This is a genomic window from Vibrio sp. R11-SG3-ISO9 (assembly GCF_059834255.1).
In genome coordinates, this window is record NZ_JCBDGU010000049.1 from 83,182 (window position 1) to 100,201 (window position 17,020).

Annotated in this window: 16 protein-coding genes; 7 read left to right on the forward strand and 9 right to left on the reverse strand. The window is 44.8% G+C overall.

Annotated elements, in window-relative coordinates; translation table 11 throughout:
* Positions 1 to 166: 166 nt before the first annotated feature.
* The 5 genes from cspE to AC6R05_RS18030 form a co-directional block, all read right to left on the reverse strand.
* Positions 167 to 379 (reverse strand): transcription antiterminator/RNA stability regulator CspE, encoded by a 213-nt coding sequence (gene cspE, locus AC6R05_RS18010; protein WP_004740083.1) that lies wholly within the window; start codon positions 377 to 379, stop codon positions 167 to 169.
* Positions 380 to 736: 357 nt separating this feature from the next.
* Positions 737 to 2,014 (reverse strand): cytosine deaminase, encoded by a 1,278-nt coding sequence (locus tag AC6R05_RS18015; protein ID WP_500648209.1) that lies wholly within the window; start codon positions 2,012 to 2,014, stop codon positions 737 to 739.
* 9 nt (positions 2,015 to 2,023) lie between these two features.
* Entirely contained in the window at positions 2,024 to 3,262 is a 1,239-nt protein-coding gene (gene codB, locus AC6R05_RS18020) for a cytosine permease (RefSeq protein ID WP_500648210.1), read from the reverse strand.
* Between the two features lie 608 nt (positions 3,263 to 3,870).
* Complete coding sequence (locus AC6R05_RS18025) at positions 3,871 to 5,094, reverse strand: HlyD family secretion protein (protein ID WP_500648211.1); 1,224 nt, start codon at positions 5,092 to 5,094, stop codon at positions 3,871 to 3,873.
* Positions 5,088 to 5,438: an MFS transporter gene (locus AC6R05_RS18030; RefSeq protein WP_150868621.1), complete on the reverse strand. Its 351-nt coding sequence runs from the start codon at positions 5,436 to 5,438 to the stop codon at positions 5,088 to 5,090. Before AC6R05_RS18030 ends, AC6R05_RS18025 begins: the two co-directional genes overlap by 7 nt.
* Before the next feature lie 156 nt (positions 5,439 to 5,594).
* Here AC6R05_RS18030 and AC6R05_RS18035 point away from each other — a divergent pair, with 156 nt between their 5' ends.
* On the forward strand, positions 5,595 to 6,602 hold the full coding sequence (locus AC6R05_RS18035; protein WP_500648212.1) for a helix-turn-helix domain-containing protein: 1,008 nt from the start codon (positions 5,595 to 5,597) through the stop codon (positions 6,600 to 6,602).
* A 12-nt stretch (positions 6,603 to 6,614) separates the two neighbouring features.
* Here the strand turns inward: AC6R05_RS18035 and AC6R05_RS18040 are convergent, their stop codons facing one another.
* Positions 6,615 to 7,295: a pyridoxamine 5'-phosphate oxidase family protein gene (locus AC6R05_RS18040; protein WP_500648213.1), complete on the reverse strand. Its 681-nt coding sequence runs from the start codon at positions 7,293 to 7,295 to the stop codon at positions 6,615 to 6,617.
* A gap of 90 nt (positions 7,296 to 7,385) precedes the next feature.
* Here AC6R05_RS18040 and pdxR point away from each other — a divergent pair, with 90 nt between their 5' ends.
* Entirely contained in the window at positions 7,386 to 8,831 is a 1,446-nt protein-coding gene (pdxR, locus tag AC6R05_RS18045) for a MocR-like pyridoxine biosynthesis transcription factor PdxR (protein WP_500648214.1), read from the forward strand.
* Between the two features lie 36 nt (positions 8,832 to 8,867).
* Here pdxR and yjeH read toward each other — a convergent pair whose 3' ends face one another.
* A complete protein-coding gene (gene yjeH / locus AC6R05_RS18050; protein WP_500648215.1) occupies positions 8,868 to 10,127 on the reverse strand; it encodes an L-methionine/branched-chain amino acid transporter in 1,260 nt (419 codons plus the stop codon).
* A gap of 238 nt (positions 10,128 to 10,365) precedes the next feature.
* Between yjeH and AC6R05_RS18055 the strand changes: the two genes are divergently transcribed.
* The 3 genes from AC6R05_RS18055 to AC6R05_RS18065 all read left to right on the forward strand — a co-directional run bounded on the left by AC6R05_RS18055 (position 10,366) and on the right by AC6R05_RS18065 (position 12,469).
* Positions 10,366 to 10,812: an Lrp/AsnC family transcriptional regulator gene (locus tag AC6R05_RS18055; RefSeq protein WP_032550377.1), complete on the forward strand. Its 447-nt coding sequence runs from the start codon at positions 10,366 to 10,368 to the stop codon at positions 10,810 to 10,812.
* Positions 10,813 to 10,819: 7 nt separating this feature from the next.
* Positions 10,820 to 11,767 carry a LysR family transcriptional regulator gene (locus AC6R05_RS18060; protein ID WP_500648216.1) on the forward strand — a complete coding sequence of 316 codons (948 nt, stop codon included), beginning with the start codon at positions 10,820 to 10,822 and terminating at the stop codon, positions 11,765 to 11,767.
* An 87-nt stretch (positions 11,768 to 11,854) separates the two neighbouring features.
* Positions 11,855 to 12,469 carry a LysE family translocator gene (locus AC6R05_RS18065; protein ID WP_150897201.1) on the forward strand — a complete coding sequence of 205 codons (615 nt, stop codon included), beginning with the start codon at positions 11,855 to 11,857 and terminating at the stop codon, positions 12,467 to 12,469.
* Between the two features lie 82 nt (positions 12,470 to 12,551).
* On the opposite strand, the gene AC6R05_RS18070 is transcribed toward AC6R05_RS18065, so the two are convergent.
* Positions 12,552 to 13,733: an alpha/beta hydrolase gene (locus AC6R05_RS18070; protein ID WP_500648217.1), complete on the reverse strand. Its 1,182-nt coding sequence runs from the start codon at positions 13,731 to 13,733 to the stop codon at positions 12,552 to 12,554.
* Positions 13,734 to 13,824: 91 nt separating this feature from the next.
* Positions 13,825 to 14,055: a hypothetical protein gene (locus tag AC6R05_RS18075; RefSeq protein ID WP_331442115.1), complete on the reverse strand. Its 231-nt coding sequence runs from the start codon at positions 14,053 to 14,055 to the stop codon at positions 13,825 to 13,827.
* 279 nt (positions 14,056 to 14,334) lie between these two features.
* Here AC6R05_RS18075 and hcp point away from each other — a divergent pair, with 279 nt between their 5' ends.
* Both hcp and AC6R05_RS18085 read left to right on the forward strand, forming a co-directional pair.
* Positions 14,335 to 15,996, forward strand: a complete 1,662-nt coding sequence (gene hcp, locus AC6R05_RS18080; protein WP_150897204.1) for a hydroxylamine reductase — start codon at positions 14,335 to 14,337, stop codon at positions 15,994 to 15,996.
* A gap of 94 nt (positions 15,997 to 16,090) precedes the next feature.
* The coding region (locus tag AC6R05_RS18085) for an FAD-binding oxidoreductase (protein ID WP_500648218.1) at positions 16,091 to 17,020 on the forward strand (930 nt) is incomplete at its 3' end.

The following is a 17,020-nucleotide window of genomic DNA, read 5'->3' on the forward strand; positions in this document are numbered from 1 at the left end:
TTTGTGTTACTAAGTATTTATTGGGCAAGATGTCACCAAATGAGACCTTGAGAGGTATTGGTTTGGTGAATGGAGTGGTGTAGTAGTGACAGTAACTGTTTGACCAGCAGAAACAAAAAAGCGCCGGTAAAAACCAGCGCTTTAAAATCTTTTTAGCTAGAAGCTATTATTGAGCAACAACGTTAGCTGCTTGTAGGCCTTTTTGACCGTTTTCAACTTCGAAAGAAACCTTTTGGCCTTCTTTCAGAGTTTTGAAACCTTCAGAAACGATAGCACGGAAGTGAACGAATACGTCAGCACCGCCGTTATCTTGAGAAATGAAGCCGAAACCTTTCTCTTCGTTAAACCATTTTACAGTACCAGTATTTGTGTTAGACATAATTTGTCCCTTATTCAAAAAATTACTAAATTGTTGATTGCATTAATGCAATGCGCTGATAATTGAATTATTTAATATTGCTAAGAAATAAGGAAAAACTACTTACAAAAACGGGTAACGATTTTACTTGTCAATTTTACTTTGGTTCTAACTTAAATAACTCCGGCTAACAGAGCAAGAGCATGTTAACACAGTCTGCATCGTTGTACACACATTCATTACGAATTTGGCGACTTTTTTGCCGCTTAGGGCAGAAAAAATAAGGGCTTGCTTATTTTGCAGCGGTTACGTTTTCACTCTAATCGACAAACAAAAAAGGAAGCTAACTTGCTTCCTTTTTTATCAGTGTAGACGAAACTAACGTTTAAAGTTAATTGCTTCTGATTTATCTAGGTTAATTTTGGTTTGCGCAGGCTGTGTTTCTGCGATCACCTTGCCATGTCGCACAGAGTACTGAACGGGTACTTGTCGACGCACAGCATCAAAACCATTTTCAGCAGGAAGAATCAACAAGCTGCCAGGTTTACCCACTTCAATGCCGAACTTGTCTTGGATATTCAGTGTGCGAGCAGAGTTTTTGCTGATCAAATCCAATGATTGGTTGATTTGATCGTAACCCATCACCTGCGTGACGTGCAGACCCATATGCAGGACTTGCAGCATGTTTGCTGTACCAAGTGGATACCACGGGTCGAAAACATCATCATGGCCAAAACATACGTTGATGTTTGATGTGAGCATCTCTTTCACTCGAGTTACACCTCGGCGTTTCGGATAGTCGTCGAAGCGGCCTTGCAGGTGAATGTTTACCAATGGGTTTGCAACGAAGTTGATGCCTGACATGCGTAACAAGCGGAACAGACGAGACGCGTAAGCACCATTATAAGAGCCCATTGCGGTCGTGTGGCTCGCTGTAACCTTTTCACCCATCTCAAACTTATGCGCAAGAGCGGCTAAGGTTTCAACGAAGCGAGACTGCTCATCATCGATTTCGTCACAGTGAACGTCGATTAAGCGGTCGTATTTACGTGCAAGTTCAAATACATAGTGGAGAGATTCAACGCCATATTCACGAGTGAATTCGAAATGAGGAATTGCACCGATGACATCGGCACCGAGCTGAACCGCTTCTTCAAGCAGCTCTTTACCATTCGGGTAAGAAAGAATGCCTTCCTGAGGGAACGCAACGATCTGGATATCAACCCACTCTTTCATCTCTTCACGAACTTCCACCATCGCTTTCAGTGCAATAAGTGTCGGATCAGAAACGTCAACGTGAGTACGAACGTGTTGAACACCGTTAGCAATCTGCCATTTCAGTGTTTGTTTCGCTCGCGTCTTTACATCTTCAATTGACAGTAACTCTTTGCGCTCCGCCCAGCGTTCAATACCTTCAAAAAGCGTACCTGAAATATTCCAGTTTGGTTCACCGGCTGTCTGAGTTGTGTCTAGGTGGATGTGTGGCTCACAGAAAGGAGTAACCGCAATGCCGCCTTGAGCGTCGAGAATATCACCTTGATGATCAATCTGATCATCATTGTCTAGAATGCGACTGAATTGACCATTTTCAATCAGAATTTGTTTCAAGCCATCTTGGTCTTGAAGCTTCGCGTTCTTGATCAATAAGGTAGTCATAGTTTTTCCTTAAGCCGTCTGAGATTTCAGAGCATTTTTGTTCATAAGAGGGTTGAGCACTAGGTAGCTGATAGCGCCGCCTAACACAGCGTTGATAGGAACAACACCTGGTAGGAAGTGACCTGCAGCAACACCAATTGCAACCGCGATAATGCCAGCCCAATTCACTGTTTGAAACTCTGCTTTTGCAAAATCTTTGTAGCGTTTACGGTTAGCAAAGAAATCGGCGATGATAACGCCACCGATCGGTGGAATTGCCAGCGATAGGAACGTTAGCCAGCCTACAAAGTTGTTGTACAACCATAGCGCGAAAATCGTACCAATGATGCCGTTCATGATCGACATTAGTGTACTCGAACGACCTGTGATGTTTGAGAAACCTAACCCCGATGCGTACAGCGCGTTTTCGTTGGTTGTCCAAATGTTCAGACCTAACACGATAATAGCAGGAAGAAGTAGACCTTGAGCGATCATTACATCAGAGATGTCTGATTGGCCTGTTGCCGCTGCGCCTGCTGCGCCAAAGATGAACATTAGCGAGTTACCGATGAAGAAAGCGACCATAGTAACCAGAACTGCGCTTGCTGGTTTTTTACCAAAGCGGACAAAATCGGCAGTGAGCGTACCTGCACTAACGAAAGAGCCTACAACCATAGCCAACGCCATAGAGAAATCCATTGGGGTTTCTGGTTTGATAAGCTGAAGTTGTTCCAAGCCGCCAACGCTGTCTACAGCAGTCATCACTGAGTAGCCACCTAAGATTGCAATTGCAGGAACAGCAATCGCCGATAAGACCATCAAGGCTTTGATACCGAAGTACACTGTCGCCGTCATCAATAAGCCAGAAACAATAATTAGGGTGTTGGTATCAATGCCGGTCGCTTTTTGCACAGGGATTGCGAACATTGCTACGCCAACGCCGAACCAGCCAACTTGTGTGCCGCCAAGGAGAGCAGAAGGAAGCCAAGAGCCTTTAGTACCAAAAGAGAATCGAGCGAGAAGGTGGGTTGAGAGGCCAGTAGAAGAGCCGATGTAGCCAAGAAAAGAAGTGTAAATACCAAGGATTAGGTTACCGATGAGAACGGCGAGGAAGAAATCATTGAAGGTGAGACCAGTACCGAGTGAACCACCTGTCCACATACTTGCGGAGAAGAAAGTCAAACCTAACATTACCATTGTTAATGAAGCGACTCCTTTCCTAGCCGATGTTGGAACCGGCCCTAGACTGTAGTTATTATCCGCAGCCATTTTTTACCTCCGCAATTTATAAATTAAACTAATTACGCTCGTCATATTTCAGACAAACGTGCGCATTATGGTGATATAAATCACATAGTCAATGTTATTTTTGTCATTAAGCTGCCTAAAAGTCAGTGTGGCAATGTTATTTTTAATTAAAACAATTGCTTGTAGGTTTGTGTTTTTTTAATTTTTTATAAGGAAAACGTTTTCTAATAGAGGTTGTGTTTCTTTTGGAGCGGCTTAGCTATGAAAATTGGTTGTTATTGGAATGAATAGGTGTCTGTAAATTTCTGCAGAAATTTAGACAAAAAAATAGCCAACTGCAAAATGGCAATTGGCTTATATATAGTGTGAACAATGTAGGTTCACTAACAACGTCAGTTGGCTAGGTGACCCTCGGCTTAAGAAGGGTCACTAGTAGTATTGCAGGTAGTGTGCCAACTTTTACAGGCCCATTTTCGGCTGTTTTATATCAATTTGATGCGTATTTGACCGTTGTTTTTGCAATTTGCAATTCCAAATTGCGAATGGCACATAAATGCAATGTATTGAATAATAAAAAAGGCCAGCAAAACGCTGACCTTGTTGATTCTTAGTTTGTTGGAGCGTATCCGTTATATCGAGTAGAAGAAGTACAGCTGAGATTTCATTCGAATAATGATGCCACGAATTACATCTAAGAATGCCATAAAGCTGATCGGCTTCTCACCACTTACCCATGCAAGACCAACTGAGCCGACGGGAATGTCATAGCCTTCGGTTTCTTCAATCTTCAAACGAACGAAGTGGTGTTTATTCTGTAAGTTCTTGCCTGTCGTTGCTCGAACTGATTCATCGATACCCAGTAGCGTTGCTTGCGCTTCACCTGTTGCCTCAACAATGCCTTCCACCGTTGCAGAGAAGATTTTACCCGGATACACCGCTGTTGCGAACTCCGCTGGTTGGCCCACTTTAATGTTACGAATCGCTTGGTGATTCACACGCATCAGTACGTACTTCTCTTCGGTGTACATCTGAATACGTGGCATCATCGATACACGTTGGCCTTCACGAAGAATGAAGTTGGTAACAAAGCCATCTGTTGGTGCGGTTACCTTAGTGCTCTTTAAATCCCATTCCGCTTGAGCCAATGTAGAGATTGCAGTGTCTACGTCAGTCTGCTTTTTAGTGACATTGGTTTCCGCTTTTTGAATGTTTAGTTTAGCGTTTTCGGCATCTACCTTTTTCTTGCTCAGTTCGGACTTCAGTGTCGTCAGGCTGTGTTGCGCCAAATCGACAGTAGCTGTTTGCTGATCGATGTCCGATTCCGTAATCGTATGCTCTACCACGCTGTTTTGACGCAAATAGCGTTTAAGTGTTTTCTCTTGCAGTACAAGATCTGTTTTCGCGGACTCAATTTTTGCTTCTGTCGAATTGATGTCTTCGAGTGATGACTGATACGAAATCTTCGCGATATCGACTTCTTGACGCGCTGTTTCTAGAGCAACTTGCGCTGAATTAAGCTGAATCTTTGCCTTGTCACGAGCAATGACATATTTGGTGTCATCAATTTCATAGATCAGCTGGCCTTCTTCTACATCTTGGTTCGGTGTGATGTGAACCTTGGTCGTTTTACCTGACACTGCTGTGGAATCTGGTCGCAGCTGAATATGCGGTGATTGGACTACTGAGCCGCCCGATAGGTCCATCGGAGTATAGTTAATCAATCCAACCCATACGAACAGCAACCACGATGTACCACCTAGGTAAGCGAACGCTTTGGTTCCTTTGTTCCAAGGCATACCAACTAACCTAAGCAGATAAATGAAAAGAGCCCAAATAGCTAAACCTTCTAACATGCTGGCTTCTCCTCGTTGTTATCACTCTCTTGAGTTGCAGTTTTCTCTGGCGAAGGTGCACGCCAAGTATCCCTAAGATTGATAATTGCCTTTTCCATATCGACAAACGCGAGAATCACAGCCAATACCCATACCCAATGCCAGATAAACCCTATCCAGGTGAGCGCGGTGATCAGCCCCAATTGGTGGTGCTCTTTGCTATGTGCTTTATTAATTGGCAATTCATGAACTCGCCAGAAACCGTAACCTGCAGCAGCAATAGTCGCGACAAGCACAATTCCTGCTACTACGTGAAGTGCTGTATCGGCACCGGTTCCAACAAACGGGACACTAAGAAGACTCATTGATAAACCCTACGTTAACTAAGAAACGCAATTGTGAGCTATGTCAGATATTATGGTTGCAAAGGTACAGATTATTTCTAAATTAGGTCAATTTTGATGTGATCTGTTATTTGTGATATTAAAATTGTTTCGTTTCTATGATGAATGGGTGGTTTTGTGCATAACGTTAACTTTTTGCGGGCTCTGGGTATTTTTAGTATTTATCAGCAAGTCGCGGCTAATGAGATGGCAAACATTGAGAGTTTGGGTATTCCAAGGTCGGTGTTTGATAACCCGATGAACTTGATACCTGTGACAGAAGTTGACGAGTGGTATCAGAACCTAGAGCAGCAGACACACAACCCAGACATCATTTTGCAGATAGGGCAAAAAGTTGATATTGAGAAAGCGGGACCATTAGCGAACTGGTTCTTCTCTGGGCATGATCTCGCTTCTACCATTCGCAGAGTAAACTTAAGCCTCCATTGCTTGCAGTCTGGTGCGTATCTCTATGGTGCGGAAGTAGGGCCGCTGATTAAATGGTGTTATGAGAACCCGGCGTATAGTGCGAAAGGTAAGGTTCACGACTCCATTCGGGTCGCTATTTTCATGACTAAGATATTGCGAATGTATCTTGGAGAAGGTTTTAAACCTGCTGCAGTGTGTATTGCTGGCCATCGTAAAAATGTAGAGATTTACCAAGCGTACTTTGATTGCCCAATTCAATGGGGACAACCGAGGACTGAGGTGTGGTTGCCGAGTAATCTTAGGCTATCCGTTAACCAAGTTCGATCTGCTGGGCGTGCCAACCTAGCAATGAATTACCATGATTTGGACAACTACCTAAATATGCCCGATGCAGAAGATGAGCATAAGGTGATCTACGAGATGATCAATTACAGCCGACATTTTGGTTTGCCAACGCTTGCCAAAGTTTCTTCTTTGTTTGGGTTATCGGAGCAGCAATTTCAGAGGCGACTGCATCGTCTTGGAGTTACATTCTCAACCATTACGGGTTACGCGTTGAGTAACGTGGCGGTTGAGTTATTGCGTTATTCCACGCCTATCGATGAGATCGCGACACGCCTTGGTTATACCAATACGGCGAGCTTCAACCGTATGTTTAAGAAACATAGAGGTTTAACACCTAAGCAGTATCGCGATCGTTTTCAGGCTCACTTCTAAGCGGCTTCAATGCTAAGCATTGTTGTTACTTTTTGGCGTATTACTCCAACGCGAACCGTAGGCTGCAGAATAGTCCGGTAAATCAATCTTACCTTCCAATTCAGGCACGGTTTCGAGTGGACCTACGACCGTTCTGTAAGGTAGCACTCCCGCCCACACAGGAATTTCGAGGTCAGACTCATCGTCGTTCACGCCGTGCTTACCGATTTTAACTGAAGCCTCGGTTAACGGAATGGCCAGCAGCTCTGTGGCTGCTAACTCTCTTGGGCTACTCAGACGCACTTCTTCTGTTCTACCTGGTGCTATCTGCTCAATGAAATGATTGAGCAGTCGGTCTTTCTCGTCGGCGTCGTCAATGATCTCAAATGAACCAAATACCACTGCAGAACGATAGTGAGCACTGTGGTGAAAAGCTGAACGCGCTAACACCCAGCCGTCAAACAGAGTGAAAGTGAGACACGTTTGAGCACTTTTCTTTAATCCTTTAAGTAGACGACTGTTTTTGGCGCCGTGAATATAAACATGGTTATCGACACGCCAGGCCAGCATAGGGATGACCACCGGGCCTTGCTCTCCTTCTAAGGCGATATGAGCAATAAGGCTTTCATCAATGATGTCGTATAGCTTTTGCTGTTCAAACTCCGCTTTGTGGGTTCCTTTCTTAATCGTTGTTCTGTTGGTTCTCGATAACATAATGACATCTCCATGATTGCTTTTTACTCAATCTAACGATTAACTGGATACATAAATAGAGCCACTTTTGAAGAGTTTTTGGATCCAGTTATGCAGCCAATTGATATCGGAGACCTGTCATTAGATCTCAGTAAAACAACACGTCAGAACGCCTTGTTTCACGCCATCAGAGAAAAGATCGTGCGTGGGTTTTGGCGTAAAGGGAATAAGCTTCCTTCTACTCGCAAGCTAGCTCTGGAGCTTGATGTAAGCCGTAATACAGTGATTTTCGCTTACGAACAGTTAGTGGGTGAAGGTTACATAGAAAGCCGAAAAGGAGCGGGCTATTTTGTTTCGATAGAACAGCCCGAATACTATTTACGGACTTCAGAAGCTCAATCGGAAACGGTAGGCAAAGAACCTAATGATGTGAATGGAAAAGCGCCTTTTGATGTGAATCAGGGCTTTGCGCCTGGAGTTCCCGATCTCCAAGCTTTCCCATTCGCTAAATGGCAGCGCTTACTGCAGCGGCATGTGACGCGTTTAAACCTTGCAGGAAATCAGCAGGTTCAAGGTTCCATTGTGCTTCGAGAAGCTTTGAGTCATTACTTGGCGAGTAGCCGCTCTGTTCATTGTGATTCTAGTCGAGTCATTATTACGATTGGTGCACAGCAGGCGCTCTCGATAGCGTTGATGGCGACCCTTAAGGCTGGAGATGAAGTCTTGATGGAGGAGCCCGGGTATCGTCAGGTTCATAAGATCATCGACCTTTTACAACTCCAAATGCAGCCTGTTCCAGTGCGTGAGAAGCAAGGACTGTGTTTAGATAAAGTACTGGCGAGTCAAGCTCACGCGCTCTATGTCACGCCAAGTAATCAATATCCAATGGGTACGACGCTTACTACGGAGCAGAGGCTCAAGATCATTAATTGGGCAAAACAGAAACAGGCTTGGATCATTGAGGATGACTATGATAGTGAATTTCAGTTTGCTCATCGCCCATACACCAGCATGCAAGGGTTAGCGGGTAAGCTAGAGCAAGACGAGCGGGTCATCTACGTAGGCTCACTCAGTAAGGTGATGTTCAATGGCTTGAGAATTGGCTACATGGTAGTACCTAAACAGTTGGTACCTCGTTGTTTAGAAATCAAAGACGCAATTACTGGCGACTCACCCATGCATACTCAGGAAGCGTTAGCGGACTTTATTAATGAAGGTGACCTGTTAAGGCACATTAGAAAAATGCGACGCCTATACAAGCAGAAGCATGAAGCGATGCTAACAGCATTAGAGCGTGAGTTCGGCCAAGACCTTGAAGTGATAAGCCAAGCGGCCGGACTGCATGTGACGGTGAAGTGGTATGGCGGGATTTCAGAACAAGATTGGAGTGAAAGGGCAGAGCGAGAAAACATCGTCGTGCGTCCGTTTAGTTTTTACGAATACACGAAAAACAGTAGCCGTAATTGGCGTGCCGTAGTTCTGGGCTTTGGAAACATTCCTTTGGAACAAATACCTCAGAAAATGCGCGCCATTGCTCAAGTTTTTTATCGTGAGTAATGGCGCAAAAAGTATCTCATTGTGAGGCGTAGGTGATTATTCCAGTGAAACGCGAGGTCGACCCAGCCAACGACGCCAAGGTAGCAGCAAGGCAGCAAACACGATGCATGCATAGAGCATTGACCAACTTAAGCAGATGAAGACTAAGGTACACAATAGCAGCGACAGCATTGCAATATATTGACCTGAACCTGACAGCAAGCGACAGGCTGCGAGCATCGCCAATAGGTACACTAACACAAAGATCCCGTTGGCCAGCTTGAGGAAAAACTCAAGATCTAATGAAGATAGTTCACCAATCACGCAAGACAGTAGTGCTACAACACCGATAGCAATCGTTGGGTAAAGTGGTGCCCCCCGTGTATTGAGCTGAGCCATTTTACCACTTGGATTGTGTTGACGAGCTTGAGCCCAAATCATGCGTGATAGGCTCTGCGTGTATAGGTTGAGACTTGCAAAGCAGGCAAAGAAGCCGAGTATGCTGATCACGGTTTTGAAGCCTGCACCAAACAGTTGTTCTGTGACCCATGGAATTGCTGTCGCATCAAATTCAGCGGAACCATACGCGCCCAATTTTAAAATCACCACTGAGCAAGCCCAGTAAACCAATCCTGCTACAAAGCAACCTGCGATGATAGCGATGGGAAAGTCTCGTTGCGGGTTCTTAAATTCTTCCCCCATGTGTGCGAATGCTTCAATACCAACAAAACACCAAAACATCACAGCCAAAGCAGAGCCGATTGACCACATTGAACTTGAATCGACGCTTGGAATCGCGACGTCAGCCATGCTGATATCTGCTTTCCAAATAAAAGCTCCGACAAGCGCGAGAATAGAGAGTGCGATGACAGTTTGCAGTCGCCCGGAAGACTTGCTGCCTAATAGATTTACAATGATCAGTAGTACGACAGTTAAAAATTGGGCACTGAGTGGTGCGTTTAGAGGCGCCGGAAGTAACTGCTGCGCAAATCCTCCAGCTAGAGCGATCGCCGCAGGGATGCCAACAGGAATCACACTGACAAATAGCCAAGCGACTGCCGTCTCCATACGTTGCCCAAATGCTTGGCGCACAAAATAGGCTGTACCGCCGGCATTAGGATAGCGCTTTCCAAGTGCCGCGAAAGTGAGAGCAATTGGACAAATGGCAATGAACAGCAGCAACCAAGCTAATAACGATAATTGTCCTGCGATACCTGCGGCTATTGCGGGAATCATAAATAACCCAGTCCCTAGTAGGGTGGTAGAAAGCTGCCCTATACCGGAAAGCAGGGTGATTTCTTGCTTGAGTTGTGTCATTCGCCGTCCTTGAAGATTTTATCGTGGCTGGAGTGTTTTAAGGAATTCGCCAGCGCTATGTTTTATTGCAAAAGCATACTCCGTCATTACTTAGATTGCAGCTAGCGAAACGTCGTAACTTGGTGTCATTTTAACGGTGTTTTGTTTTTTAGAAGTGAAAGTGTCGGCTGTTCTAACGTTGAAATTTGTGTCAAATTAGGAAGTTGAAATAACTAGAACAATGGAAGTCGTGAGCACAATGGATAAATTTGATCGTCAAATCGTCGATATTCTAAAAAATGATGGGCGCTGCTCGGTCAGTGATATTGCCAGAGAAGTTAATCTATCGCGCTCGGCGGTCAATGCAAGAATGAAGAAACTTGAGAATGACCAAGTCATTCAAGGCTATTATGCGCGAGTCGCAGATTCGAATGCGTCGAAGAATGTATGCGCTTATATCTCGTTAAAGTTCGATCTCTCCAGTAGTGACCACAGCTGCGAATCGTATGCACAGTCAATCTATCGAATTGATGGCGTTCAGTGGTGTCATTCTATCAGTGGTGAGACAGATATGATGCTCTATGTAGAAGTTGAAAGTATGGAACATCTCAATCGAATCAGAGATCAGCTGCACAACTATGCTGACCTACGCCAGCTGATGACGCACACGGTGCTCACTGAATTCTTCAATAAGCAAACTCAGTAAGGCTCTCATGTTAGGCAATATTAATCTTAATCTGCTGCGTTCACTGCATGTGTTGCTTGAAGAGTGCCATGTTAGTCGTGCTGCGGAGCGACTGCATATCACTCAATCTGCGGTCAGTCGCCAGCTCTCCCAATTGAGAGATCTGTGTAATGACCCGTTATTGGTCAGAGACGGCAATAAACTCATTCCGACTTCACGTGCTTTGCTACTTAAAGATAAATTGGACGCGCTGCTAGGGGAATTTGACCACCTTCTTGATGATCAGCCTTTTGATCCTAAAGAGTGGAAAGGGGAGTTAGTACTGGCGTCGAGTGATTATGTTGCTCAGTACATCTTGCCCAACATTGTTGCCGACGTTTCTGAGGTCGCGCCGCATATCAATCTCGCCTATCGGTTGTGGGATCCCAGTTACCTTGAATGCCTTCATGATATGGGGATTCACTTGGCATCTAGCATGTTTCCAACTAAACCAGAGCATGTATCAAGCATGAAGTTGGGTGAAGACAAATCGGTATGCCTGATGCGAAGCTCGCACCCTTTAGCACGACAAGAAACATTGAGTATCGATGATCTCGTTAATTTTGCGCATATTAGAGTGACCGGGGGTGGGGACAAAGACACTCAGGCTGACATCGCTTTAAAGCAGCTAGGGTATTCCCGAAGAGTGGCTTTGAAAGTGCCGTTTTTCTCGGCGGCGTGTAACGTGCTGAACCAAGATGATTATCTGATGATTGTTCCCGAACACATTGCTTACAACTTAGCTCGTCATCAATCATTGACCTACCGCTCATTGCCCTTTGAAACCGATAGCCACACCTATTGGCTGATGTGGCACCCTAAGTTTGATAATGATTCTGCACACAAGTGGGTACGTGAGAAGGCGTATCTTGCTATGCAGAAATCCAGTTACAATATCAGTATGATTTCAAATCATAGTAATGATGATTATCTTTGATTTCAATTTATAGCTTGTTCAAATTAAGGTGACAACATAGTCAGCGAGGATAGTCTGCTCGCAGTAATTGAGTGTAGGAATGGAATAATGACAATAACGATTTGGTTTTCTTTATTAGCAATCTGCTTGTTGGGCGCGATGTCACCGGGGCCAAGCTTAGCAATGATTGCAAAACACAGCCTAGCTGGTGGACGAATGAATGGTCTTATCGCGGCTTGGGCACATGCGGCAGGGATCGGTATCTATGCGTTTGCCACTATTATCGGTTTGGCGGTCGTGTTAGAACAGTCGCCAATGCTATTTAAAGGCATTAGCTTAGCGGGTGCTGCATACTTGGCGTATCTAGGTGTTAACGCGCTGCGTTCAAAAGGTGGTGTGGCAGCAAAATTAGAAGGTGGGGAGCCTGTCACGTACATGCAGTCTGCTCGTGAAGCTTTTCTCATCTCAATTCTTAGCCCAAAGATCGCGTTGTTCTTTATTGCTCTATTCAGTCAGTTTGTCGCTTTAGGTAATGAACTGATGAACAAGGTCATCATCGTATCGACACCGCTGATTGTGGATGGCCTATGGTACACCTTCATCACACTGGTATTGTCGAGCCCGCTGATTGTTGATCGTATCCGCTCTCAAGCCCAGTTGATAGACAGGCTATCGGGTGTGGTATTGATTCTACTGGCTGCACGTGTGGTATGGACAATCTAGAAAAGACGCTTTAGAACGTAAAGGCTCACCATGTATTGTGGTGAGCCTTTTTATTTTTTGAATACGATAGCTGGCTATGAGCTTACTTTGAGTTTGCCATAACAGTGCCAGACGCCATCATCTCACTAAGTTTGTGCATGTTATCTTCAAAGTATGGGTTGAAGGTTAAGCGAGCGTGATTCTTGTTGGGCTCTTGATAACCCCATGCGGAATACCACGTCTCTTCACCGGCTTGGCACGCTTCTTCTAGTCCTTCTGCTTGACCATTAGAGCAGATCTTCTCACTACCGTTTACCCCGTAATATGGGTTCTGTGGAGAGAACAGTAGCCCCATATGAGAGCCATTAGAGATGCGTTGCTCTGGTAGCTTCATACTGTAACGCACCGCTCTTGGGTCACTTAACTCTTGCTCCCCTTGCCAGATCATCACGTTGCTTGGATTTGACATCGACTGACTAAAGGCATTTTCCACATATTGCGTATCAATCACGCTGTCGCCTTCGCTCATCAATACAAATACCGGCTTGTCGTAGTATCCTTTCTGTAAATCGTTACGCACAATCTCAGAGGTTTGGTAGTAAACCGATGCTCCATTCATTGGTAACGAGTTGTAGCGCAGCATATTGTCTTCAGGATCTTGATCGGCCCACGTGACAAAGTAGCTTGCGAGTTCTGCAAACTGCACCGCTGAAGAGTTCGGTTGGAACGCTGGAGAGAACAGCAGTAGCCCGGAAATCGTATCGTCTTTCATCGCTTGTGAGGTAACTAGGTTGGCACCTGTTGAGTAACCTCCTAGCCACACCGAATCATACTCCTGTTGAAGCAGCTTGGTGTGATGAGCCACAACGCCTTGCCAGTCCTCTAAACTAGGCAACATTAAGTCGGCAACACGACTGCCGTGACCTGGTAGTAAAACAGTACGCACCAGATAGCCTTGTTGAGCAAGGTAAGTCGCGACGTCGTGGAATGAGTACGGAGAATCGCCAAGCCCATGCACAAGGAGAACTGCTTCGCCGTTTGGTTGATCTGGTTGATATTCGGTTGGAGAGTTTAGCTCAATCTCTTTTTGGTGGTCCTCTGAGACAAAGATGCGGTGAGAAGCCAGCCATTGCTGTGTTTCTTCTTGGTAGCGATCAAAGCTATCTTGCTGATAAGTAGGGAGCTCACCAGACGCTTGATATGCGGGAATAACAGGTTCATGGGAGCAACCATATGTGCCCATTAATGTTAGCGTAAGCAAGCTTAATGTGAGGGTTTTCTTCATGTCGGGTTTACTAATCTATTTCTTTTATGGTGCTTGTTGAACAGTGGGCACTGTGCCCACTGTGTTGTGCTAGTGCTAACTCATCTGTGACTTATCGTTTGTTCGACAAGTCTTCGTATTCGCCTTCAATCACACCAGCATCTCGATTCGCTGAGTAGTTAGTATTCATACGTGATGTAAAGCCTTGTTGGCTCATTTGCTTCTGAATTTTTTTCCCTGTGATTAGGGCAGCAATCGTTAGAGGGATAGCAAGCAGCAAGCTGGTAAATAGTGCGATAAGACCAGTGAAGAGCGCTGCAACAGTAACTAAGATATTTTTCATAATTCATTTCCTCTTTTTCTATGTTGTCACTCTAACAAAGCTTTTCTGAACGAAACATGAACGGTGTTCAAAAAAATCTTTGAAAGTCATATTGACCTAGGTGTGTTTAATTTTAGTCGTCTTTTGTAGTCATAAATACGCACTAAAAATATGGCTATGTAGCTTTTCTATTATAAAACAATGAGTTAAAAGTTGGCATGGAAGGTGCTCTAGGGAGTAGGAAAAATAAATCATTGTGAGCCAAGAACTTACAACAAACGACTATTACTGGAGCCCAATATGTTCTGTATTCAATGTGAACAAACTATTCAAACGCCAACCGTTAAAGGCTGCTCATTCGCACAAGGTATGTGTGGTAAAACTTCTGAAGTTTCTGATTTACAAGACGTGTTGGTGTACTCACTGCAAGGGGTTTCTTTTTGGGCCAACTTGGGCCGCGCTTGCAACGTCATTGATACGGAAATCGATGAGTGGGCACCAAAAGCGTTTTTCGCGACATTAACTAACGTAAACTTTGACCCTGAGCGAATCATTGAATTTGCTCAACAGTCACACGAATACAAGCAGCGTTTAGAGCAACAAGTTCGTGCCGCTGCGCTGGTGGTTGGTTTTGAAATTCCAGCACTGTCACCAGCAGCTCAATTTGATCTTCCGACAGATAGCACTCAGTTGCTTGCTCTTGCACCACAAGCTGCTGTTAACCGTGGTCACGATTCTCAACATGAAGACGTAATCGGTCTACGTCTGCTTTGTCTATACGGCTTGAAGGGTGCAGCAGCATACATGGAGCACGCACGTGTTCTTGGTCAAACAAACCAAGATATTCATGCTGAATACCACCAAATCATGGCGTTCTTGGGGACTGATCCTACGGATCTGAAACAGCTGCTTGATACATCAATGCAGATCGGTCTGATGAACTACAAAGTCATGGAGATGTTGGACAAAGGCGAGACGGATACCTTTGGTCACCCACAACCAACGGCTGTGAATGTTAAAACGAAGAAAGGTCACTGTATTCTTGTTTCTGGTCACGACCTACATGACCTAGAAAAGATCCTGCAACAGACAGAAGGTAAGGGCATTAATGTCTACACCAACGGCGAAATGCTTCCAGCTCATGGTTACCCTGAACTAAGCAAATACCCACACTTAGCAGGTAACTACGGTAGCGCATGGCAAAATCAACAAAAAGAGTTTGCTAACTTCCCTGGTGCGATTGTGATGACGTCTAACTGTCTACTTAACCCAGATGTTGGCGCGTACGCTGATCGTCTATTTACACGTAGCATCGTAGGCTGGCCGGGTGTTGCTCATCTTGAAGGTGATGACTTCAGCGCTGTTATCGATTGTGCACTAGCACAAGAGGGCTTCAAACACGACGAGATCGAACAGATGATCACTGTAGGCTTTGGTCGCAATGCACTTATGGAAGCGGCTCCAGCAGTGGTTGAGCAAGTAAAAGAAGGTAACATCAAACACTTCTTCTTAGTGGGTGGCTGTGATGGTGATAAAGCTGAGCGTAGCTACTACACCGACTTTACTGCTCAAGCGCCTGACGACTCAGTTATCCTGACTTTGGCTTGTGGTAAGTTCCGTTTCAACAAGAACCAATTTGGTGACATTAACGGTATTCCACGTCTTCTCGATGTTGGTCAATGTAATGACGCATACTCTGCAATCCAACTTGCCCTAGCATTGTCTCAAGAGTTTGATTGTGGGATCAACGAGCTTCCATTAACTCTGGTCCTTTCTTGGTTTGAGCAAAAAGCGATTGTTATCTTACTGACTCTGTTCGCACTGGGTGTGAAAGGTATTTATACAGGTCCAACTGCACCTGCGTTCCTAACTGAGAACCTACTGAAGATCATTCAAGACGAGTTCGACATGCGTGCTATTTCTACGCCTGAGCAAGATCTTAAAACAATCCTAGCGGCTTAATCTCGCTAACCAAGCCTCGTGCCTAATAGACTGAGTCTATTTAAGGCTCGAGGCTTTTGTCGTTCATCCCAAATTATAAAAAGTGAGTATTACTATGTACGCGTGGTCTGATAGCGATTCAATCTCTTTGGTTTGTCTTAAAAAATGGCATGAAACGCCTGATACGGTTAGCTTTGAGCTGGGCTCAATTCCGCAAGATCTCCATTTCAACTTCAAGCCAGGTCAATTCATCACTCTAGGCTTGAATATGCCACAGAAAATGGATTATCGAGCTTATTCGATTGCCTCAGATACGGATGACAACCGTTTGAAGCTGACAGTAAAACGTGTCGATGGCGGGTTAGTGTCAAACTTTATTGTGGATGAACTGGACGAAGGTGATGAAGTCACGGTACTCAAGCCTGCGGGTGAGTTTAACTGCATTGATTGCAAGCCTAGTACTACTAAGAAGGTTACTTTGGTGAGTGCAGGCTGCGGTATTACGCCAGTGATCTCGATGGTCAAGTACTGGTTAAAACATGATCCTGCGATTGAAATTGATTTCATCCACATGGCACGCAGCAAGCAAGAAACCATCTATTTTGAAGAGCTAAATCAGTTGGATGAAATGCATTCGAATTTCAACCTCAAGCTATTATTGAAAGATAACCAAGGGACCACAGCACCTCAAGGGCGTTTAGATAAGAGTTGGTTGGTTCGTCTGTCTCCTGACATTCTAGAAAGAACCGTGTACTTATGCGGTCCAGTTGGCTTTATGGAAGATGTTGAGCGTTATCTGACTGAGCTGGAATTTAACATGGCCAACTTCTACCAAGAGAGCTTCACTCCAACTTCAAAAGTGGATACAGATAATCAAGCAGAAGGCGTTGAAGCGAGCGGATCTGTTGAAGTATTTGTGCCTGCGTTTGGTGCAAAAGTTGAAGCGGATCTAGGAACTCCGTTAGCTGACTCACTAGAGAAAGCAGGTGTTCCGATCATCATCGCATGTCGCAGTGGTATTTGTGGTTCATGTAAATGTAAAGTG

What these genes read in the sequence shown, in the direction of transcription:
- cspE (WP_004740083.1), bottom strand. Translation starts at nt 379, where the DNA reads ATGTCTAACACAAATACTGGTACTGTAAAATGGTTTAACGAAGAGAAA.
- AC6R05_RS18015 (WP_500648209.1), bottom strand. Translation starts at nt 2,014, where the DNA reads ATGACTACCTTATTGATCAAGAACGCGAAGCTTCAAGACCAAGATGGC.
- codB (WP_500648210.1), bottom strand. Translation starts at nt 3,262, where the DNA reads ATGGCTGCGGATAATAACTACAGTCTAGGGCCGGTTCCAACATCGGCT.
- AC6R05_RS18025 (WP_500648211.1), bottom strand. Translation starts at nt 5,094, where the DNA reads ATGTTAGAAGGTTTAGCTATTTGGGCTCTTTTCATTTATCTGCTTAGG.
- AC6R05_RS18030 (WP_150868621.1), bottom strand. Translation starts at nt 5,438, where the DNA reads ATGAGTCTTCTTAGTGTCCCGTTTGTTGGAACCGGTGCCGATACAGCA.
- AC6R05_RS18040 (WP_500648213.1), bottom strand. Translation starts at nt 7,295, where the DNA reads ATGTTATCGAGAACCAACAGAACAACGATTAAGAAAGGAACCCACAAA.
- pdxR (WP_500648214.1), top strand. Translation starts at nt 7,386, where the DNA reads ATGCAGCCAATTGATATCGGAGACCTGTCATTAGATCTCAGTAAAACA.
- yjeH (WP_500648215.1), bottom strand. Translation starts at nt 10,127, where the DNA reads ATGACACAACTCAAGCAAGAAATCACCCTGCTTTCCGGTATAGGGCAG.
- AC6R05_RS18055 (WP_032550377.1), top strand. Translation starts at nt 10,366, where the DNA reads ATGGATAAATTTGATCGTCAAATCGTCGATATTCTAAAAAATGATGGG.
- AC6R05_RS18060 (WP_500648216.1), top strand. Translation starts at nt 10,820, where the DNA reads ATGTTAGGCAATATTAATCTTAATCTGCTGCGTTCACTGCATGTGTTG.
- AC6R05_RS18065 (WP_150897201.1), top strand. Translation starts at nt 11,855, where the DNA reads ATGACAATAACGATTTGGTTTTCTTTATTAGCAATCTGCTTGTTGGGC.
- AC6R05_RS18070 (WP_500648217.1), bottom strand. Translation starts at nt 13,733, where the DNA reads ATGAAGAAAACCCTCACATTAAGCTTGCTTACGCTAACATTAATGGGC.
- AC6R05_RS18075 (WP_331442115.1), bottom strand. Translation starts at nt 14,055, where the DNA reads ATGAAAAATATCTTAGTTACTGTTGCAGCGCTCTTCACTGGTCTTATC.
- hcp (WP_150897204.1), top strand. Translation starts at nt 14,335, where the DNA reads ATGTTCTGTATTCAATGTGAACAAACTATTCAAACGCCAACCGTTAAA.